The 18,986-nt window shown below is 60.9% G+C and carries 17 protein-coding genes and 2 tRNA genes; 9 read left to right on the plus strand and 10 right to left on the minus strand.

Annotated features, from left to right (window positions below; translation table 11 throughout):
* Window positions 1–9 precede the first annotated feature (9 nt).
* The gene (locus ACUXAC_RS01295) at window positions 10–795 is read right to left on the minus strand and encodes a formate/nitrite transporter family protein (protein ID WP_047730144.1); all 786 of its coding nucleotides are present in this window, start codon (window positions 793–795) and stop codon (window positions 10–12) included.
* A 308-nt stretch (window positions 796–1,103) separates the two neighbouring features.
* Here ACUXAC_RS01295 and ACUXAC_RS01300 point away from each other — a divergent pair.
* Together ACUXAC_RS01300 and ACUXAC_RS01305 are read left to right on the plus strand one after the other, a co-directional pair.
* A tRNA-Ala gene (locus ACUXAC_RS01300) sits at window positions 1,104–1,179 on the plus strand.
* 60 nt (window positions 1,180–1,239) lie between these two features.
* Window positions 1,240–1,315, plus strand: a tRNA-Ala gene (locus tag ACUXAC_RS01305).
* 118 nt (window positions 1,316–1,433) lie between these two features.
* On the opposite strand, the gene ACUXAC_RS01310 is transcribed toward ACUXAC_RS01305, so the two are convergent.
* Window positions 1,434–2,621 carry a NupC/NupG family nucleoside CNT transporter gene (locus ACUXAC_RS01310; RefSeq protein WP_004936373.1) on the minus strand — a complete coding sequence of 396 codons (1,188 nt, stop codon included), beginning with the start codon at window positions 2,619–2,621 and terminating at the stop codon, window positions 1,434–1,436.
* 377 nt (window positions 2,622–2,998) lie between these two features.
* Between ACUXAC_RS01310 and ACUXAC_RS01315 the strand changes: the two genes are divergently transcribed.
* Entirely contained in the window at window positions 2,999–4,234 is a 1,236-nt protein-coding gene (locus ACUXAC_RS01315) for an Nramp family divalent metal transporter (RefSeq protein WP_033635427.1), read from the plus strand.
* A 41-nt stretch (window positions 4,235–4,275) separates the two neighbouring features.
* Here ACUXAC_RS01315 and ACUXAC_RS01320 read toward each other — a convergent pair whose 3' ends face one another.
* Entirely contained in the window at window positions 4,276–4,680 is a 405-nt protein-coding gene (locus ACUXAC_RS01320) for a DUF2502 domain-containing protein (RefSeq protein WP_308343146.1), read from the minus strand.
* Window positions 4,681–4,903: 223 nt separating this feature from the next.
* Window positions 4,904–5,893, minus strand: a complete 990-nt coding sequence (mgrA, locus tag ACUXAC_RS01325) for an L-glyceraldehyde 3-phosphate reductase (protein WP_197783011.1) — start codon at window positions 5,891–5,893, stop codon at window positions 4,904–4,906.
* Window positions 5,894–6,081: 188 nt separating this feature from the next.
* On the opposite strand from mgrA, the gene ACUXAC_RS01330 reads away from it, so the two are divergent.
* The gene (locus ACUXAC_RS01330; protein WP_387441853.1) at window positions 6,082–7,743 is read left to right on the plus strand and encodes an alpha-keto acid decarboxylase family protein; all 1,662 of its coding nucleotides are present in this window, start codon (window positions 6,082–6,084) and stop codon (window positions 7,741–7,743) included.
* Here ACUXAC_RS01330 and ACUXAC_RS01335 read toward each other — a convergent pair.
* Window positions 7,740–8,609 carry a LysR family transcriptional regulator gene (locus ACUXAC_RS01335; protein WP_060419900.1) on the minus strand — a complete coding sequence of 290 codons (870 nt, stop codon included), beginning with the start codon at window positions 8,607–8,609 and terminating at the stop codon, window positions 7,740–7,742. The genes ACUXAC_RS01330 and ACUXAC_RS01335 overlap by 4 nt on opposite strands.
* Before the next feature lie 98 nt (window positions 8,610–8,707).
* Here ACUXAC_RS01335 and ACUXAC_RS01340 point away from each other — a divergent pair, with 98 nt between their 5' ends.
* Window positions 8,708–9,160, plus strand: coding sequence for a multidrug/biocide efflux PACE transporter (locus tag ACUXAC_RS01340; RefSeq protein WP_016926809.1), 453 nt, complete (start codon window positions 8,708–8,710; stop codon window positions 9,158–9,160).
* Window positions 9,161–9,226: 66 nt separating this feature from the next.
* Window positions 9,227–9,919 carry an aspartate/glutamate racemase family protein gene (locus ACUXAC_RS01345; RefSeq protein WP_454266701.1) on the plus strand — a complete coding sequence of 231 codons (693 nt, stop codon included), beginning with the start codon at window positions 9,227–9,229 and terminating at the stop codon, window positions 9,917–9,919.
* On the opposite strand, the gene ACUXAC_RS01350 is transcribed toward ACUXAC_RS01345, so the two are convergent.
* A complete protein-coding gene (locus ACUXAC_RS01350; protein WP_060439294.1) occupies window positions 9,916–11,163 on the minus strand; it encodes an ion channel protein in 1,248 nt (415 codons plus the stop codon). The two genes, ACUXAC_RS01345 and ACUXAC_RS01350, sit on opposite strands and share 4 nt — an antisense overlap.
* A 310-nt stretch (window positions 11,164–11,473) precedes the next feature.
* On the opposite strand from ACUXAC_RS01350, the gene glk reads away from it, so the two are divergent.
* Complete coding sequence (gene glk, locus ACUXAC_RS01355) at window positions 11,474–12,436, plus strand: glucokinase (RefSeq protein ID WP_342120422.1); 963 nt, start codon at window positions 11,474–11,476, stop codon at window positions 12,434–12,436.
* Between the two features lie 69 nt (window positions 12,437–12,505).
* On the opposite strand, the gene ACUXAC_RS01360 is transcribed toward glk, so the two are convergent.
* Window positions 12,506–13,735, minus strand: coding sequence for an L-lactate MFS transporter (locus ACUXAC_RS01360; protein ID WP_033635420.1), 1,230 nt, complete (start codon window positions 13,733–13,735; stop codon window positions 12,506–12,508).
* Window positions 13,736–14,132: 397 nt separating this feature from the next.
* On the opposite strand from ACUXAC_RS01360, the gene ACUXAC_RS01365 reads away from it, so the two are divergent.
* The gene (locus tag ACUXAC_RS01365) at window positions 14,133–14,465 is read left to right on the plus strand and encodes a DUF2502 domain-containing protein (RefSeq protein ID WP_019453817.1); all 333 of its coding nucleotides are present in this window, start codon (window positions 14,133–14,135) and stop codon (window positions 14,463–14,465) included.
* 4 nt (window positions 14,466–14,469) lie between these two features.
* Here the strand turns inward: ACUXAC_RS01365 and ACUXAC_RS01370 are convergent, their stop codons facing one another.
* The 3 genes from ACUXAC_RS01370 to ACUXAC_RS01380 form a co-directional block, all read right to left on the minus strand.
* A complete protein-coding gene (locus ACUXAC_RS01370) occupies window positions 14,470–15,204 on the minus strand; it encodes a LytR/AlgR family response regulator transcription factor (protein WP_060419911.1) in 735 nt (244 codons plus the stop codon).
* The gene (locus tag ACUXAC_RS01375; RefSeq protein ID WP_060419914.1) at window positions 15,201–16,892 is read right to left on the minus strand and encodes a sensor histidine kinase; all 1,692 of its coding nucleotides are present in this window, start codon (window positions 16,890–16,892) and stop codon (window positions 15,201–15,203) included. Before ACUXAC_RS01375 ends, ACUXAC_RS01370 begins: the two co-directional genes overlap by 4 nt.
* A 100-nt stretch (window positions 16,893–16,992) precedes the next feature.
* Entirely contained in the window at window positions 16,993–18,237 is a 1,245-nt protein-coding gene (locus tag ACUXAC_RS01380) for a DUF1479 domain-containing protein (RefSeq protein ID WP_164268545.1), read from the minus strand.
* 168 nt (window positions 18,238–18,405) lie between these two features.
* Between ACUXAC_RS01380 and ACUXAC_RS01385 the strand changes: the two genes are divergently transcribed.
* Complete coding sequence (locus ACUXAC_RS01385) at window positions 18,406–18,945, plus strand: GNAT family N-acetyltransferase (protein WP_060419919.1); 540 nt, start codon at window positions 18,406–18,408, stop codon at window positions 18,943–18,945.
* The last annotated feature ends 41 nt before the right edge of the window (window positions 18,946–18,986 follow it).

Genomic DNA, 18,986 nt, shown 5'->3' on the forward strand with positions numbered 1-18,986 from the left:
GGCGGTGCGTCAGGCTTGCTCGCTAGCCGGCAGCCCCGGGCGGTAGGCGAGGAAATACATCAGCCCGACAAAGCCGGCGCCTCCCAGCGCGTTGCCGAGAAATACCGCGACGAAATTGGGCAGATACTGCTCCCAGCCCATGCCGCCGGCAAAGATGGCCGCCGGGATGATGAACATGTTCGCCACCACGTGCTGGAAGCCGATGGCGACAAAAGCCATGACCGGGAACCACATGCCGATCACTTTGCCCGGCACATCCTTGCTGGCGAAGGCTAACCATACCGCCAGGCACACCAGCCAGTTGCAGCCGACGCCGGAAATAAAGGCGTGCAGGAAGTCCGCATCCACTTTGGCCTGCGCGATCGCCAGCGTTTTATGCAAGAACGCACCTTCGGTCAGGCCCAGCAAATGACCGAAGAAGTAGGCGACGGCCAGGCTGCCGGCCAGGTTGGCCAGGGTGACCCAAAACCAGTTACGCAGCACGGCGATGGCGGGGATTTCGCGGGCAAACCAGGCCATCGGCAAGGTCATCATGTTGCCGGTCAGCAGTTCGCCACCGGCCAGAATGGTCAGGATCAAACCGATAGGAAAGACCGCGGCACCCAACAGGGCGCCGAAAGAGCCCCATTCGGCCGGCAGGGTGCCGATGACGTGAATATCCAGCAGAAAGCCGGTGGCGATAAAAGCGCCGGCGAGAAAGCCCAGAATCAACAGATTAGCGAGAGGGGCGCGGCTTTTGTTTACCCCGGCCTGAACGGCGAGGGCGGCGATTTCTTTTGGTGAATGCAAAGACATGACGGACTCGGTTTATAGTAATGAAGTTTGTGGCGCGGGCAGTCTATGCCGCTCGGGAGTCCGACTCAAGCGCATTTCACTAACATTCCGTTAATTAAAAATCAATGTGATATGCAGGGTCTTTTGCCATTTTGAGATGTAGCGCGCAAAATGGATGAACTCTGCACAAAGTGATGATTTTTTGGCGCCAAACATGCTGATTTGGCGGCTTTTTCAACGCTTGATTCAGGAATTCAATTTAGCCGTTGACAGCTTTGAGCGGGTTTCATATCATGCGCCCCGTTCACAGCACAAAGTGATTGTGGAACGGGGCTATAGCTCAGCTGGGAGAGCGCTTGCATGGCATGCAAGAGGTCGACGGTTCGATCCCGTCTAGCTCCACCAACCTTCTTCTCAGAGAGGTTGGGGAATACCGTAACGCCGGTCAACGCGTACCACTTTTGTGGGGCTATAGCTCAGCTGGGAGAGCGCTTGCATGGCATGCAAGAGGTCGACGGTTCGATCCCGTCTAGCTCCACCACCATTTAAAAAGCCGACCTTAGGGTCGGCTTTTTGCTTTGCGTTATTTCACCTTCGCCGAATGCAGGCCAACAAAAAAGGCGCCCGCAGGCGCCTTGTTATCGCAGTCGGCTCGAGGCTTAGCCCAGCACCAGACCCGCGATGGAAGCGGACAGGATGCTGACCAGCGTAGAGCCGTACACCAGCTTCAGGCCAAAGCGCGACACCACGTTGCCCTGGTGTTCGTTCAGGCCCTTGATCGCACCGGCCACGATGCCGATGGAGGAGAAGTTGGCGAAGGACACCAGGAACACCGACAGGATCCCCAGGCTGCGCGGCGACAGTTCGGCAGACACTTTCTGCAGCTCCATCATTGCCACGAACTCGTTGGAAACCAGCTTGGTGGCCATGATGCTGCCAACCTGCAGGGCTTCGTGTTTAGGAATCCCCATGATCCAGGCGAACGGATAGAAGAAGTAGCCGAGGATTTCCTGGAAGCTCAGGCCGAAGATGGCGCTGAACACACCGTTGAGCGCGGCGATCAGGGCGATGAAGCCGATCAGCATCGCGGCAACGATAATCGCTACTTTGAAGCCGGCCAGGATATATTCACCCAGCATTTCGAAGAAGCTCTGGCCTTCGTGCAGGTTGCCGAGGTGCAGCTCTTCTTCTTTATTGGTGTCGTACGGGTTGACCAGCGACAGCACGATAAAGGTGCTGAACATGTTCAATACCAGCGCCGCCACCACGAACTTGGCGTCCAGCATGGTCATGTAGGCACCGACGATGGACATGGACACTGTAGACATCGCGGTCGCCGCCATGGTGTACATGCGCTTTTCCGACATCTTGCCCAGGATATCCTTGTAGGCGATGAAGTTTTCGGATTGGCCCAGGATCAGCGAGCTGACGGCGTTGAACGACTCCAGCTTGCCCATGCCGTTCACTTTCGACAGCACGGTACCGATAATACGGATGATGAACGGCAGCACCTTGATGTACTGCAGAATACCGATCAGCGCCGAAATGAAGACGATCGGGCACAGCACCTTCAGGAAGAAGAACGCCAGGCCTTTGTCGCCCATGCCGCCGAATACGAAATCAGTCCCTTGTCCCGCAAACCCGAGCAGTTTGTCAAACAGCGCGGCAAATCCTTTTACGAAGCCCAAACCCGCTTCCGAATGCAGGAAAAAGTAGGCCAGCAGTACTTCGATAACCAGTAGTTGAATAACATAGCGAATGCGGATGCTTTTACGATCGCGGCACACCAACAGGGCCAGGATCGCCACCACCACTATCGCCAACGCAAAGTGCGCAATATGGGACATGTTTGCTCCAAATTTGAGGCAGGCTGAATTTCGGCTGTCATTTTATGTAACGCTACGTTTAAAAACGAGACTTCTATTGCAAATATGGAAAATCATAGCGGGAGTTCTCCTAAAGTGTTGCGCAAAAGCATAAAAAATCAAGACGTTAAAGCGGCAATAGGAAATTCGTATTCTTGTGCTAACCTATCTTTCAGGGGTATTGCAGCCAAAATCCCATCAGAAAAGCACGGAAATCGGCAAGCTCCGCGCTGAACCCTTCGATAAAACCGTTAATGTTGGCTATTACAGAGATAAGTTTTACCGCTCTAAATGCGCTTGATAATTATTATCATTTATATAGAGTGGAGATAAACGTAATTTCAGTAAGGGTTCAACATATGCTGAACAGTCGCGTGGTTGAAACCACCTCCGGGCGCTCCGCCAGGAAAATCAAACTCTCGCTGATGGGGCCCGCCTTCATCGCCGCTATCGGCTATATCGATCCCGGTAACTTCGCCACCAACATCCAGGCCGGCGCCTCGTTCGGCTACAGCCTGCTGTGGGTGGTGGTTTGGGCCAACGTGATGGCGATGCTGATCCAGCTGTTGTCCGCCAAGCTGGGCATCGCCACCGGGAAAAACCTGGCCGAGCATATTCGCGATCGCTTTCCGCGGCCGGCGGTGTGGGCTTATTGGGTACAGGCGGAGATCATCGCCATGGCGACCGATCTGGCCGAGTTTATCGGCGCGGCGATCGGCTTCAAGCTGCTGCTCGGCGTTTCCCTGTTGCAGGGCGCAGTGCTGACCGGCATCGCCACCTTTTTAATCTTGATGCTGCAAAAGCGCGGGCAAAAGCCGCTGGAGCTGGTGATTGGCGGCCTGCTGCTGTTCGTCGCCGCCGCTTATATCGTCGAGCTGGCGTTCTCCCAGCCGCAGCTCGCGCCGCTGCTGAAGGGCATGGCGCTGCCCGATCTGCCTAACGGCGATGCGGTATTTCTGGCCGCCGGGGTATTGGGCGCCACCATCATGCCGCATGTGATCTACCTGCATTCGTCGCTCACCCAAATCGGCGGCGAGCACGACAAGGCGGAGCGCTATGCCGCCACCAAAGTCGATGTCGCCGTGGCCATGACCATTGCCGGTTTCGTTAACCTGGCGATGATGGCCACCGCCGCCGCCGCGTTTCATTTCAGCGGCCACAGCGGCATCGCCGATCTCGATGTGGCTTACCTGACGCTGCAACCGCTGCTCGGGCAAGCCGCTGCTACCGTGTTCGGCCTGAGCCTGGTGGCCGCCGGCCTCTCCTCTACCGTGGTGGGCACGCTGGCGGGGCAGGTGGTGATGCAAGGGTTCGTGCATTTCCATATCCCGCTGTGGCTGCGGCGCGCGGTGACCATGCTGCCGTCGTTTATCGTCATCATGCTGGGGATGGACGCGACGCGCATTCTGGTGCTGAGCCAGGTGCTGCTCAGCTTCGGCATTGCGCTGGCGCTGGTGCCGCTGCTGGCTTTCACCGGCAATCGGGCGCTGATGGGGGAGATGGTCAACGGCCCAGTGGTGCAAAACCTGGGTAAGCTGATCGTACTGGTGGTGGTGGGATTGAACGGCTATCTGCTGATCGGCAGCGTGCTGTAGGCAAAAAAAGCGCGGGCCGGCATGGTGCCGGCCCGTCGTCGTTAATCGCGGTCGTCATCGCCGTGGCGGCGCCAGCGATCGTGATCGTGATGGTGTTTTTTCTCTTTCTTCCAGTAATGCTTGTCGCAACGGCGGTCGCACTTGTAATAACGGCCATCGCGAGAGTAGTAGTATTTGCGCCAATAGTCGCGATCGCGCCAGCGATAGCCGTCCCAGTAATAGCCACGCGAGCTGCGGTCGCCGAGATAGCGGCCCTGATGGCCTTGCCACCAGTCGCGATCGCGCCAGTCGTAACCGTCCCAGTAACGGCCGCGATTGTCCTGATCGCCGATGCGCAATGAAACGCCCGGCATCAGATCGATGCTGAGCCCTTCGGCGCGAGCCTGCTGTACGGCGGGCAACACCGTCGCCGCCAAGATAGCGGCCAAGAGCAGAGGTTTAAACATGACTTCTCCTTTCCGCTTGCGCGGCCTGGCCGTTAATCACTTTATGAAGCGCGTTCATCAGTTTAAAAAGCGGCCTTATCGTTATTTTTGCTGCAATATCGGCATCATAGCGCCGGCGCATAGGATTGAATCTGAGAGCCACTCTGAAAACGGCGCCGCAGGCCGAGATTTGAGATTTTTCTGGGGGATCGCCGCTCGGTGGAGCGGCGGTATTTGTAAGCGATTACAGTAGGATTTGTTCGATCTGCGCGAGCTCTTCTTCACTGAAATGACGATTGGCCAGCATGCCTACCGCGTCTTCTATCTGCGCATTCTTGCTGGCGCCGATCAGCACCGAGGTGACGCGATCGCCGCGCAGCACCCAGGCCAGCGCCATTTGCGACAGCTTTTGCCCGCGTTGCCGCGCCAGCGCATCAAGGCGGCGCACCTTGTCCAGCCGTTCGGCGGTCAGTTGCTCCGGCTGCAGGAAGCGGCTGCCGCTGGCGGCGCGGGAATCTTGCGGGATGCCGTGCAGGTAGCGGTCGGTCAGCAGGCCGCCCGCCAGAGGGGAGAAGGCGATCGACCCGACGCCATGCTCCGCCAATGTGTCCAGCAATCCCGCCTCCGGCCCGCGTTCCAACATCGAATACTTCGGCTGGTGGATCACGCACGGCGTGCCGAGCTGCTGCAGAATGTCGAACGCCTGTCGCGCGCGTTCGGCCGGGTAGTTAGACAGGCCGACATACAGCGCTTTGCCCTGGCGCACCAGCAGATCCAGCGCCGCCATGGTTTCTTCCAGCGGCGTGTCCGGATCCGGCCGGTGGTGATAAAAGATATCCACATACTCCAGCCCCATGCGCTTCAGGCTCTGATCGAGGCTGGCGATCAGATACTTTTTCGAGCCCCAATCGCCGTAGGGGCCGGGCCACATGGTGTAACCGGCTTTGGACGAGACGATCAGCTCGTCGCGCCAGGCCCGCAGATCGGCGTTGAGTATGCGGCCAAAGTTCTCCTCGGCGGCGCCGGGCGGCGGGCCGTAGTTGTTGGCCAAATCGAAATGGGTAATGCCGCGATCGAAGGCGCAGCGGATCAGGCCGCGGGCGTTGTCGTACAGCGTGGCGTCGCCGAAGTTGTGCCACAGCCCGAGCGAGACGGCGGGCAGCTTCAGCCCGCTGCGGCCGCAGCGCCGGTATTCCATATCTTGATAACGCGTAGGGGAGGCTTGGTAGGACATAGTTATCCTTGTCGGCGGGAGGTGAAGTGCTTTGAGTGTATACGCTTTCACACCGCGCTGCCGGGGGAGCGATCACAGCGCCGGCATGTAACGCCAGGTTGCCGATCGAGGCAGGAGCGTTTGTTCGAAATTTGAACGGCATCTTCGATACTTAAGATAATCGCTCCAGCTGCAGACAGGTGATGATCATGACTCAGACCTATACGGTGGCCGATTATCTGCTCGATCGTCTGGCCCAAATCGGCATCCGTCATTTCTTCGGCGTGCCGGGGGATTACAACCTGCAATTCCTCGATCACGTTCTCGCTCATCCGCAAATCACCTGGGTAGGCTGCGCCAACGAGCTGAACGCCGCCTATGCCGCCGACGGCTACGCTCGCTGCAAACCGGCGGCGGCGCTGCTCACCACCTTTGGCGTGGGGGAGCTGAGCGCGTTGAATGGGGTGGCCGGCAGCTACGCCGAATACCTGCCGGTGATCCACGTGGTCGGCACGCCGGCGCAGCGCGCCCAGCGCGCCGGTGATTTGCTGCACCATTCGCTGGGGGATGGCGACTTTACCCACTTCGCGCGGATAGCCAAAGAGGTGACCGTCGCGCAGGCCGACCTGACCGCCGACAACGCCGCCGTGGAGATAGACCGCCTGATCGGCGTCGCCTTGCTGGAACATCGCCCGGTTTACCTGATGTTGCCCAGCGACGTCGCACAAGCGCCGCTGTCGGCCAAACCGGCGCCGCTGATGCTGCGTCAGGCCAAACTGTCGCGCAGCGCATTGCAGGCATTTATCGCCGCAGCGCGCGAAAAGCTGCTGCCGGCGCGGCGGGTATCGCTGCTGGCGGACTTCCTGACCGATCGCTTCGGCGCCGAAGCGGCGCTGGACGAGTGGCTGCAGGCGGTCGACATTCCGCACGCTACGCTGCTGCTCGGCAAAGGCGTGCTGGATGAGAACCGAGCCGGGTTTGTCGGGACCTACTGCGGCGGCGCCAGCGATCCGGCGGTGAAACAGCTTATCGAAAACGCCGATGTGGTGATCAACGTCGGCGTGCGTTTGACCGACACCATTACCGCCGGTTTCACGCATCATTTGCCGGTGGAAAAATGCATCGACATTCAACCGTTCGAGGCCTGGGTCGGGCGGCAGCGCTTTAGCCGCATTCCGATGCGCGAGGCGGTGCAGGCGCTGCACCGCCTGAGCCTGTCGCTGGCGTCACGCTGGCCGTTGCCGCCGATCGTCCGCCCGACGCTGCCGGAAACCGATGGGGAAGGGCTGGATCAGCACGCCTTCTGGCGGCAGATACAGGATTTCCTGCGGCCCGGGGATATCGTGCTGGCCGATCAGGGCACTGCCTGTTTCGGCGCGGCGGCGTTGACGTTGCCGCGTGGCTGCCGCCTGATCGTGCAGGCGCTCTGGGGATCGATCGGCTATACCCTGCCGGCGACGTTCGGCGTACAGACCGCTGAACCGCAGCGGCGGGCAATATTGCTGATCGGCGACGGCGCCGCGCAGCTGACCGTACAGGAACTGGGATCGATGCTGCGCGACGGGCTTAAGCCGGTGATCTTCGTGCTGAATAATCAGGGTTACACGATCGAGCGTGCGATCCACGGGCCGGAGCAACGTTATAACGACATCGCGCGCTGGAACTGGACGCAGCTGCCGCCGGCGCTGGCCGGCGAGCGGCCGGTGAAGGCGTTGCGGGTCAGCGATCCGGACGGACTGCGCCAGGCGCTGCGCGAGGTAGCGGACGACGATCGGCTGGCCTTCATCGAAGTGATGCTGCCGAAGATGGACATGCCGGAACTGCTCGATACCGTCTCACGCGCCATTCAGGCACGCAACGCCGCCGCTTAAGGCAGGGTATCGCCCAGCAGGCGATCCAGCATCCAGAACCCCGCCGGGCCCGGCGGGGTCAGTTTGGACCAGACCGCATCCACCGAAATCAGTTTTGGCCAGCCGCGCGGCCGCAGCTGGGTGAGTTTGCCGTGGCCGTATTGTTGCACCAGCCAGTGCGGCAGTACCGCCCAACCGAACCCCTGTTCCGCCATCTCCAGCAACAGCAGATAGCTGGGCGCCGACCAGACCAGGCCACCCTGTCTGGCCGCTTCGGCGCCGGTGTAGGTATTCAGGATCAGCTGGCGGATGCTGGACAGCTGCTCCGGCGTTGGCGCGGCGACCTGGGCCAGCGGGTGCTGATGGGCGACGAACAGCCCCATTTCGGTCTGTTCAGGCAGCCGGGAGAAGGCGATATCCGGCGGATAACTTTTTTGCACTTCCACCATGCCCAAGTGCGCGCGGCCGCTTTGCAGCAGATCGATAACGTCGCCTTCTTCGGCGATCATCCATTCCAGCTCAATCTCCGGGTAGCGCTGTTCGAACAGCTGCATCAACCGATCGTGATGCTTGGGCTGGTAGGTATCGGAAAACACCATGCTCAGGCGCGGTTCAACCTCGCCCGCCAGCTGAATGCTCAGGGCGTCGAGCCGTTCGCTGGCCGCGAGGATCGCCTGCACATGCCCCAGTACCTTGCGGCCGGCGGCGGTGAGCACCGGCTGGCGCGCGCTGCGATCGAACAGCGTCAGCGCCAGATCGGCCTCCAGATTGGCGATGGCAGTGCTGACGGTGGATTGGCTTTTGCGCAGCTTGCGCGCGGCGGCGGAAAACGAGCCGAGGGCGGCGGCTTCGACAAACGCATGCAGCGCTTCCGGAGAATAGTGCATAACCTATCTACTTTATCGATGGAATCTATTTTTAACCTACCCGAAAAAGCGATGATAATCACCTGGCTTTCGCAACAACTGTTGAAAAAAGGTGATGTATGCAACTGCAAAACAAGTCTCTCATTGAACGTATCGTCCACGCCGTCGGTTTCGAGGCCATCGCCGTGATGGTTTGCGCCCCGCTGGGCGCGTGGCTGCTGAACCGCTCAATGGTGCAGGTCGGTGCGTTGGCGGTGATGCTCTCCACCGTCGCGATGCTGTGGAACATGGTTTACAACACGGTGTTCGACCGCCTGTGGCCGGTCAGCCGGGTGGTGCGTAACCTGAAAGTGCGTGCGCTGCACGCCGTCGGCTTTGAAGCCGGTTTTATCCTGATCGGCGTGCCGATCGCCGCCTGGATGCTGAGCATCTCCTGGGCGCAGGCGTTTATGCTGGAAATCGGTTTCTTCCTGTTCTTCCTGCCGTACACCATGGCCTATAACTGGCTGTACGACACGCTGCGCCAGCGCTGGTTCGAAGCGCGCCAGCCGATCAATTCCGGCGCCAAATAAGGCGTCGTCAGCCCGGCGATTCTCAGGTAAGGTCAGAGGATCGTCGGAAATGCTGAGGAACGAATGATGAAAGTGTTGGGCTTGCTGAGTGGCATGAGCTGGGAATCCACCATTCCTTATTACCGCACTATTAACGAGCAGGTAAAGGCACGCCTCGGCGGGCTGCATTCGGCCAAAATCGTGCTCTACAGCGTCGATTTTCAGGAGGTTGAACGCTTGCAGCACCAGGGCGATTGGGACGGTGCCGGCCGGCTGCTGGCCGCCGCCGCAGTGGCTTTGCACGCCGCTGGCGCCGAAGCTATCGTGATCTGCACCAACACCATGCACAAGGTGGCGGAGGCGGTCGAGCAGGCCAGCGGCCTGCCGCTGATTCACATCGCCGATGCCACGGCGCTGCAGGTGCGGGAAAAAAACATTCGCCGCGTCGGGCTGCTGGGCACGCGCTTTACCATGGAGCAGACCTTCTATCGCGGCCGCCTGCAGGAATTGCACGGCATCGACGTGGTGACGCCGGTCAGCGCCGATCGCGACATCGTACACCGCATCATCTATGACGAACTGTGCCTGGGTAAAATTCGCGACGCCTCGCGCGACGAGTATCGCCGGATCATCAGCGATCTGGAGCAGCAGGGCGCGCAGGGGATTATTTTCGGCTGCACCGAAATAGGTTTGCTGGTGAGCGAGCGTGATGCGTCGGTGCCGGTGTTCGACACCACCGCGATCCACGCCCGCGCCGCCGCGGCGTTCGCGTTGGCCTAATCGTCGTGCGGCGGCTGCCGGCGATTCACCAGCATCAGCGGTTTGCCCGCCAGCGCCAGCCAGGCGGGCAGCATCACGATGCACAGCACCGGCAGCAGGTGCAGATCCGGCACCACCGCCACCGCCATGAACAGGCTGAGCCAGCCGTCGCGCGTGACCACCAGCACCAGCCCCATGATGGCGCAGGAGACGGTGATCGCCGCCGGCACTGCGGGAACGTGCTGATGCAGCATCAGCCCCAGCGCCACGCCGACGAACACCGCCGGGAAGATACGCCCACCGCGAAAGCCGCTGGCGGCGGCGATCACCAGCGCCGCCAGCTTGGTCAGGGTAATGGTCAACAGCGCCGGCACCGAATAGCCGTCGTCTTGCGCGAGGCGCTTCATTTCATCCAGCCCTTTGAACAGGGTAATCTCTCCGCCCACCAGCGCCAGCAGGCCCAGCACAAAGCCCCCCAGCCCTAACATCAACACCGGGTTCTTCATCGAATGGAACAGGCGGTGAACGTGCGGGAAGCACCACAGCGCCACCATGCCGAGCGCGATGGCGATCAGCGCCACGATGGCGCCGCTGAAGATGTCCGGCAGCCGAGTTACATCGTAGGCGTCGAGCTGCAGGGCGAAATTGGGCACGAAGAACATCTGGGTGGTGACCGCGCCGGCGGCGGCGGCAACCAGCGGGGCGAACAGCCGATCCCACAGCGGCGTTTCGTTATTGCCCGCCAGGGTTTGCGAGAAGATCAGCGCGGCGGCGACCGGCGTGCCGAACATCGCGCCGATGGTGCCCGCAGCCGCCAGGATGATCCAGTCCATGCGCGGCACCTTCGGCAGCAGGCGCGCTCCGGCGGCCGCTACCAGCGCGATATTGATGGCGGTGATCGGGTTCTCCGGCCCCAGGCTGACGCCGCCGGCCAGGCCGACGATCAGCGCCAATCCCAGCCCCGGCAGGGCGGAAAGCGGCAGCGGCATGCCGATCAACGATTCCGTCGCCGGGTCCGGCCCGGCGTGGCCCGGCATATAGCGCACGATAAGGCCGACAGCCACGCCGGTCAGCGTCAGCATCGCGACCGGCCACCAGGGCGACTGGGCGTCCAGGCTCAGCGCACCGGGCAGCGTCACCCACAGTAATTGCTGCAGTGCGGCGGCAATTTTCATCACCAACAGCAGCACCAGACTGGAAGCGGAACCGATAATCAGCGCAGGCAAAGCAAAGGCCAACATGGCATTGGCGCGCGGATGCAGCATGGATAATCCCTTGTCGATGCCTCCCGGCAGGGCAGGGAGAACGGGTGGTTGAGCAGTGGCCACAGCTTGCCAGACTATCGGCGCGCAGGCACGCATTGATATTGCCCGGCGTCGATGACGGTTAACAGTCGCCGGGGAGCGTTTTTTGCCGCAATTTGTTTCAAAACGCGGCGCCGCAGGCCAGCTGAAACGTTTTTTGTGATCCGGATCGCTATTGGGGTGCAGATCCGAGGCGGGTGATTGTTGTTTTTGCAGCAGGATTTTACAGTGTGGGCAGCTTTTTATTTTTCATTTTGCGGAGACGAAATCAATGACCTATGCCCTCGTAGGTGATGTTGGCGGCACCAATGCCCGCCTGGCGTTGTGCACTGTTGCGACGGGTGAGATTACCCAGGCGAAAACCTATTCCGGCCTGGAGTTCGACAGCCTGGAGGCGGTGATCCGCCAATACCTGAAAGCGTGCGATATCGAGGTGCAGGACGCCTGTATCGCGATCGCCTGCCCGGTGACCGAAGACTGGGTGGCGATGACCAACCACAGCTGGGCGTTCTCGATCAAAGAAATGAAGGCCAGCCTGGGGCTGAGCCATCTGGAAGTGATCAACGATTTCACTGCCGTCTCGATGGCGATCCCGATGCTCTCGCCGGACGACGTGCTGCAGTTTGGCGGCGGCGATGCGCAGCCGGGCAAACCGATCGCGGTGTATGGCGCCGGCACCGGGCTGGGCGTTGCCCACCTGGTGCACGTCGATCGCCGTTGGGTCAGCCTGCCGGGCGAGGGCGGCCATGTCGATTTCGCGCCGAACAGCGAAGAAGAGGACATCATTCTGGAGGTGCTGCGCGCGGAAGTGGGGCACGTTTCCGCCGAGCGCGTGCTGTCCGGGCCGGGCCTGGTCAATCTGTATCGCGCCATCGTCAAGGCGGACAGCCGCCTGCCGGAGAAATGGGAGCCGAAGGACATCACCGAGCGGGCGCTGGCAGACAGCTGCATCGACTGCCGCCGCGCGCTGTCGCTGTTTTGCGTGATCATGGGGCGCTTCGGTGGCAACCTGGCGCTGAATCTGGGCACCTTCGGCGGCGTGTACATCGCCGGCGGCATCGTGCCGCGCTTTATGGAATTCTTCAAGGCCTCTGGCTTCCGCGCCGCCTTTGAAGACAAGGGGCGCTTCCGCGACTATGTGCGCGAAATCCCGGTGTTCATGATAACGCACGGCCAGCCGGGCCTGCTGGGTGCCGGCGCGCATCTGCGCCAGACGCTGGGCATGCACCTGTAAGCTCAGGGGCGGGGCAATAAAAAAGGGGCGCAACCCACAGGTTGCGCCCCTTGTCGTTTTCACGGGGTATCAGGCTTTGGCCAGCTCCGCCGTTTGGGTGGTTTCTGCCGTTTCCGCTTCCACCGCCTTCGGCGCTTTGATGAACAGCGTAATCAGCAGAGAGGCGGCGGACAGAACGCCAATCACCATGAAGGTGGCGTGGAAGCCGCCGAAGTATTTGGCGACGAACGAACCGGCCAGCGCGCCCAGGCCGAAGCCCTGGTAGATGATGCCGTAGTTTTTGCTGTGGTTCTTCAGGCCGAAGAAGTCGCCGACAATCGCCGGGAACACGGTGATGTTGCCGCCGAAACAGAAGGCTACCGCGCCGACGCAGATAAAGAACAGCGTGTGGTTCAGGGTCATGAAGCTCAGCGCGACAATCGCCAGCACGGTAACCAGCATGGTGAAGCTGATGACGCGCATACGGCCAACTTTATCGGACAGCGTACCCAGGATGATGCGGCCGGCGGTGTTGAAGATGGCGACGGCGGACACGGTGTTGGCGGCGGTGGCCAAATCCATCCCGGCCAGTTGAACGCCCATGTCTTTCACGATGCCGATGAGGTACAGACCGCTCATGCAGGCAGCGAAGAAGATGGTGAACAGCAGGTAGGCTTCTTTGGTGGCCAACATCTGGCGCACGCTGAAGTCGTTGCCCAGACCGTTGGCGCCTTGCTGCGCGGCGTTGGTCGCCAGCACCGGCTCTTTCAGCAGCAGGGAACCGACGACGATCAGGCCCATCACGATGGCGCCCCAGTAGAAGAAGGCACCGGAAACGCCGACGTCGGCGATCAGGGCGGCGTTGACGTATTTGAACAGCAGGCTGCCGCTGCCGAAGGCGCCGACGGAGATGCCGGAAATCAGGCCTTTGTTGGCCGGGAACCACTTAATCAGGTTGGACAGGGTGGAGATGTAGGCGATACCGACCGCAAAGCCCACCACCACGCCGGCCAGCAGGTAGATCATGTCGAGCGAGCTGACGTGAGCGCTGGCGATAAGGCCCAGGCCGACCAGGATGCCGGAACACAGCGTCAGGTTGCGGATGCCGAAGCGTTCTTGCAGCTTGCCGGCGAACAGCGTGGCGAAGGCCAGGAAGAAGCTGGTGATGGAGAAGGTGGTGGCGACGTCCGCCAGTCCCCAATGGAACTTGTCGACCAGCGGCTGGTTGAACAGGCTCCAGGTGTAGATGGTGCCCAGGCCCATCTGACAGATGATGGTGCCGAGAACGATTAAGCTGCGATTTGCCGGTTTGGTGTTCATGGCCGGTCTCCTTCCTGTGTGTGCGTTGCCGGGCGTGAGCCGCTGGCTGAAATTTGCGGGGTGAAGCTGGGTTCCCGCGGTATGGGCTTATTATATGGCCGCCCCCCCCGGCGGGCGGCGGATCGGGAATGAGTTGCACGGTGAAAGGAATGAAATGCATGTTATGCGGCGTGAGCTGCCGTTTTTGCACCGAAAAGCGCGTGAAATGCCGTGGGTGGCACGTGATCTACATCAAAGATATCAACGATTTATTGTTAACTGCCGGTGAACGATTGTGGTGAAATTGTGAAGGATGCGTCTGAAAGGCGTAAATCGGCATTGCGCCTATAGAGCGGCGATGAGCGCGGGACTATGTTATCTGCGATCGGACGAGGTCCGCTCTGCAGGAGTCCATGAAATGAAAAAAACGCTGTTGTTACTGGCCGCGCTGCTGGCGCTGCCGCTGGCGAGCCAGGCCGACGTGTCCATCGGCGTGAACGTGCCGGGCCTGTCGTTGCATATCGGCGATCGCGATAATCGCGGCCACTACTGGGACGGCTATCGCTGGCGCGATCCGCGCTGGTGGGCCGATCACCACCGGTATGAACGCCCGCGCGGGTACTATTATGGCCCGCCGCCACGGGTGATTTACTACGGGCCGCCGCCGCGCGACTGGCGCGACCGGCCGCATTACCGCATGCCGCCACCGCCGCCGCCCGGCTATTACTACCGTCCGGGCCCGCGCTGGTAAGCGCTTACAGGCGCATCAGCTGGCGAAACTCTTTCACCTTGCTGCGGCTGACCGGCACTTCAAACTCAAGATCGCTCAGCCGCAGAATGTAGGTATTGTTGAACCAGGGCACGATCTCGCGGATCTTCGCCAGGTTAACGCAGTAAGAGCGGTGGCAGCGGAAGAAATGCGCTTCCGGCAGCCGGCCGTAAAACTCGGTGATGTTCATCGGCATCACGAACTCTTCCCGGCGGGTATAGACCCGCGTCACCTTTTCATCGGCGGCGGCGTAGTAGATGTCGTTGATGTCGGTAACGATGATCCGCTCGTCTTTGATCAGGTTGATGCTGTGGCTGCCGCGGCTCGGCGCGCTGGTCGGTTCCGCCCCACCGGCGGGGCGCTGATGCAGCGCCTCCAGTTTTTGCAGCATGGTGACGATGCGCGCCTCGTGATAGGGCTTGAGGATGTAGTCGAACGCCTCGATCTCGAACGCTTCCACCGCGTGCTCTTTATAGGCGGTGATGAACACGATCGACGGGCGATGCGCGAACTTGCTGATGTTTTGCGCCAGCAGCACGCCGTCCAGCGAGGGGATGTTGATGTCGAGGAAAATGGCGTCGACCTGGTGGGTTTGCAGGTATTTCAGGACGTCGAGGCCGTCCTCGAAGCTGGCGACGATATCGATATTGCTGTGTTTTTTGATCAGGTAGCTGAGTTCTTCCTGCGCGAGGAATTCGTCTTCCACGATGATGGCTTTCATGAGGCCTCCCCGACCGGCGGCGCGCTCGCTTCCTGATGCAGCTTGCCGCCGTTTTTGCTGATGTAGAACGCGATTTCGGTGCCTGGCTCCAGGCGGCGAATATGCAGCCCTTCACCGTACAGCAGCGACACGCGGTGGTGCACGTTGAGCAGGCCAATATTGTGGCCCGGCATCTCGTTGCGCGCCACCCGATCGATGGTTTCCTGATTGATGCCGTGGCCGGTATCCTTCACCGAAATCTTCACCCGATCGCCTTGATCTTTCACCGCGATCACCACCACCCCTTTACCCTTGCAGGGCTGGATGCCGTGCACGATGGCGTTCTCCACCAGCGGCTGGATCAGCAGGCTCGGAATGCGCACCGAGACGTCGTCGTCGATGTCGTAAATCACCGTCAGCTTGGCGCCGAAGCGCGCCTGTTCGATGGCGATATAGTCCTGAATCTGATGCAGCTCCTTGCGGATATCGATCAGTTCGTCGTTCAGCTCCAGGTTGTAGCGCAGGTAGCGCGACAGGTTAATGATCAGTTGGCGCGCGGTGTCCGGATTCAGGCGGATAGAGGAAGAGATGGCGTTCAGCGCGTTGAACAGGAAGTGCGGGTTAATCTTGCTCTGCAGCGCACGCATTTCGGCCTTGTCCGCCATCTGGCGCAGGTGCTCGATGCGGGACACTTCCATCTGCGTGGAGATGATTTGCGACAGCCCTACCGCCATCACCTTCAGCGTGTTGGTGATCTGGTGAGCGTGGCAGTAGTAGATTTTCAACGCGCCGGTCACTTCGCCTTTTTCCCACAGCGGCACCACCAGCTGCGAATGGATCTGCGGCGCCGCCGGGTTTTCCAGGTTGTTCTTGATGATGATCTTGCCGTGGCGAATGCTTTCGCGGGTGACGCGGCTCAGCCCTTCGCGGCCGATCGGGTAGGCTTCGCGCCCTACGCCGACGTAGGCCAGCACCTGATGGGTATCGGTGATCGCTACCGCATCGGCGCGGATGTCCTGGCGGATGATATCGCAGATGGTGGCCAGCGATTCGCTGTTGATGTTGCGGAAATAGGGCAGCGTCTTGTGGGCGATATCCAGCGCCAGCTTGGCCTGGCGCGCGGCGATCACCTCTTTTTCATCCTCGACGCTCTGCACCAGCAGCACGATCAGGCCGATGCACACCGTGCCGAGGATCATCGGCAGGGCAATCTGCGACACGATGTCCAACCCAAGCTCGGTCGGCTTGGCCCACAGCACGATTAGCAGCATGGTGAGGGATTCGCACAGCATGCCGCCGACGATGCCAGCGCGCCAGCGCTGCTCTTTTTTCACCTTGAGGTTGATGTAGCCGGCGCTGATGCCGGCGATGATGCTGGTGATAAGACAAGGCACCGACGTGATGCCGCCGATATCGATCAGATAGCGGTGTACCCCGGCGACGATGCCGGTGACGATCCCCACCCAGGGGCCGAACAGGATGCCGCCGGCCATAATGGCGATGACGCGCACGTTGACCAGCGATCCTTCGACGTTGATGCCGGAGTAGGTGCTGAACAGCGCGAACAGCGAGAAGATCGCCGTGACGATGCCGAGCTCGAGCGGCGTATGGTCTTCTTTTTGCAGCAGTTGGCGGAACAGCCGGGTGCGGGTCAGGAAAAACAGACAGATCAACATCAGCGCGGCGCGATCAAACACCGCCAACAGCATTTCAAAAAAAGGGTGCACGACGGGTTCTCGCTGCGGCCTACGGATGGCGGCAGTATACCACAGCGAAAGGGGCCCGTGGCGCGCGCCACGGGCGGGGGGATCAGCCCATGCCGAGCTGCGTTTTGCCCAGCGGCGTCAGCAGGTCGGCGGTGGCGCGGCCGTCGAAATCCACCTCGAAATCGTCGGGGGCGAAGTCCGGCGGCGTTCTGCCGTCGATAAAGCTCGGCAGCTGGCGCTGCAGATAGGCGTCGTTTTTCTCGCAGCCCGGCGCGGCGGCGATGTACATCACGTTGCTGTCGAATTCGCCGTTATGCTCGTTCTCCACCGCGTGGATCACGTCGCAGTGCCAAAAGACCGTGTCGCCCGGCTCCAGATCGGGAATAGGGGAAATCCCACTTAATAAAAGGGGATGCCACTTTTCCGAGATCGACAGCGCGCGGCCCGGCGCCGCATCGCACAGATCGTCGTCGGCGACGTCGTCCTGCAGCGCGCGCAGCAGCACATAGGCCATGGCGTTGGCGATCGGCACCAGGTTCAGCGTGCCGGCGTTGGTGCGCTGCGGCGTCAGCGCCGTCCAGCCCTGGAAGGTACGGAACATCGAGCAGACCGCCGGGGAGGCTATCTCGCGCACCTCGGTGCGGCCGTCGGCGGCGAAGGGATCGTACTGCTGCCAGTCGCCGGAGAAAACGTGGCGATACACATAGCGGAAGTTTTCGTCCAGCCAGCGCTCGATGGTGCCGCTGTCGACGTGCGGCGACAGGCCCAGCGACGAGGAGTTCGGCGGGCGGCGGCGGGTGCGATCGGCGTAAGTGGCGACGCGGGTCGGATCGAAATGCTGTTTGCCGTTGCTCTCGGTGGCCCACAGGCTGTTGAGGAACACCTGCACCGCATGCATGCGCGCATCCTGCCGCGCCTCGACCTGCGGTTGCGACCAATAGATGCCGTAGATCTGCGGTTTGCTGGCGGCCAGCTTGCCGAAATAGTTGTCTTCGGCGGCGTTTTTCAACCGCTCGACGAAGTTGTTGCGCTCAAGGTAGTCGCCGATTTCCCGGTTCCAGCCCTCGGCCTTGGCGCGGGGAAACACGCCGCGAATGGCGCAGGCGCCGCGCTGTTTGATCAGCGCTATCTGCTGCTCGCTGACGCGCTGCTGCAGGATATCTTCCGCGTCGATCTGCGGCACCGGATTGTGGCCGGCGGCCAGCTCGCGGCGGATCTGTTCGACCTGGCCGCGGATGTTCTCTTCCAGCGCCAGAAACACGTCGCGGTAGTTCGGCAATGCCTGGCGCAGCTGGCGTTTGACGTTAACGATCGTTTGCGGAATATCGTCGATGACTAAAGAGGCCATGGTGTTCTCCTCGTGCCGCATGAGTGACTGCGGCGAGCGGTTGTAGGGAATCGGGCAAGACGTTATGGTTTTGTGGTTTTAACGTGAATGATTATCGGCAACCCATCGGGGAAAATAAAGAAATATCTTTCATTCGTAAGTTCCTCTTTTTCGTTTTTCGGAGATTATATGAAGCTGGTCACTGAACGTCTGAGCTTGCAGTCGATAACCGCCGAGGATTGGCCGCTGTTTTTGCGCCTGTACCAAGATCCCGAGGTGATCCGTTACATCTCAGATCCGCGCAGCGAAGCGGAGATCCGCGCCCGGTTCGAGGAGCGGCTGCCGGCCTGGGACAAACACGGCGAGCAGTGGCTGTGCCTGGTGATGCGTGAGAAGCACAGCGCAGAGGCGGTGGGCATTACCGGTTTTCGCCCGCAGTGGGTGCCGTATCGGCAGGCGGAAGTGGGATACGGGAGTTTGCCTGCCGGGCAGGGCAAGGGGTATGGCAAGGAGTCGCTGCGGGCGGTGCTGGATTTTGCGGTGAACGCCTGCGGCTTTCACAAGCTGACCGCCACCGTGACCGCGGGCAACCTCGCTTCGCGCGGCCTGCTGGAATCGTGCGGCTTTCAGCTGGAAGGCACGCTGCGCGACAACTACCGTCTGGCGGGGCAGTGGTGCGACGACTGGCTGTTCGGGCTGCTGGCGGCGGAGTTTCAGGGCGGCAAATAAAAATATCGCGCCGGGTATCGACAAGCTCGTCGGCGCTGCGC

This window comes from Serratia sp. 121840015-1 (assembly GCF_053627655.1).

Coding starts and splice junctions, on each gene's coding strand:
- ACUXAC_RS01315 (WP_033635427.1), top strand. CDS start 2,999: ATGCTGAACAGTCGCGTGGTTGAAACCACCTCCGGGCGCTCCGCCAGG.
- ACUXAC_RS01360 (WP_033635420.1), bottom strand. CDS start 13,735: ATGAACACCAAACCGGCAAATCGCAGCTTAATCGTTCTCGGCACCATC.
- ACUXAC_RS01380 (WP_164268545.1), bottom strand. CDS start 18,237: ATGGCCTCTTTAGTCATCGACGATATTCCGCAAACGATCGTTAACGTC.
- ACUXAC_RS01310 (WP_004936373.1), bottom strand. CDS start 2,621: ATGTCCCATATTGCGCACTTTGCGTTGGCGATAGTGGTGGTGGCGATC.
- glk (WP_342120422.1), top strand. CDS start 11,474: ATGACCTATGCCCTCGTAGGTGATGTTGGCGGCACCAATGCCCGCCTG.
- ACUXAC_RS01345 (WP_454266701.1), top strand. CDS start 9,227: ATGAAAGTGTTGGGCTTGCTGAGTGGCATGAGCTGGGAATCCACCATT.
- ACUXAC_RS01385 (WP_060419919.1), top strand. CDS start 18,406: ATGAAGCTGGTCACTGAACGTCTGAGCTTGCAGTCGATAACCGCCGAG.
- ACUXAC_RS01350 (WP_060439294.1), bottom strand. CDS start 11,163: ATGCTGCATCCGCGCGCCAATGCCATGTTGGCCTTTGCTTTGCCTGCG.
- ACUXAC_RS01375 (WP_060419914.1), bottom strand. CDS start 16,892: ATGCTGTTGGCGGTGTTTGATCGCGCCGCGCTGATGTTGATCTGTCTG.
- ACUXAC_RS01330 (WP_387441853.1), top strand. CDS start 6,082: ATGACTCAGACCTATACGGTGGCCGATTATCTGCTCGATCGTCTGGCC.
- ACUXAC_RS01370 (WP_060419911.1), bottom strand. CDS start 15,204: ATGAAAGCCATCATCGTGGAAGACGAATTCCTCGCGCAGGAAGAACTC.
- mgrA (WP_197783011.1), bottom strand. CDS start 5,893: ATGTCCTACCAAGCCTCCCCTACGCGTTATCAAGATATGGAATACCGG.
- ACUXAC_RS01340 (WP_016926809.1), top strand. CDS start 8,708: ATGCAACTGCAAAACAAGTCTCTCATTGAACGTATCGTCCACGCCGTC.
- ACUXAC_RS01365 (WP_019453817.1), top strand. CDS start 14,133: ATGAAAAAAACGCTGTTGTTACTGGCCGCGCTGCTGGCGCTGCCGCTG.
- ACUXAC_RS01295 (WP_047730144.1), bottom strand. CDS start 795: ATGTCTTTGCATTCACCAAAAGAAATCGCCGCCCTCGCCGTTCAGGCC.
- ACUXAC_RS01335 (WP_060419900.1), bottom strand. CDS start 8,609: ATGCACTATTCTCCGGAAGCGCTGCATGCGTTTGTCGAAGCCGCCGCC.
- ACUXAC_RS01320 (WP_308343146.1), bottom strand. CDS start 4,680: ATGTTTAAACCTCTGCTCTTGGCCGCTATCTTGGCGGCGACGGTGTTG.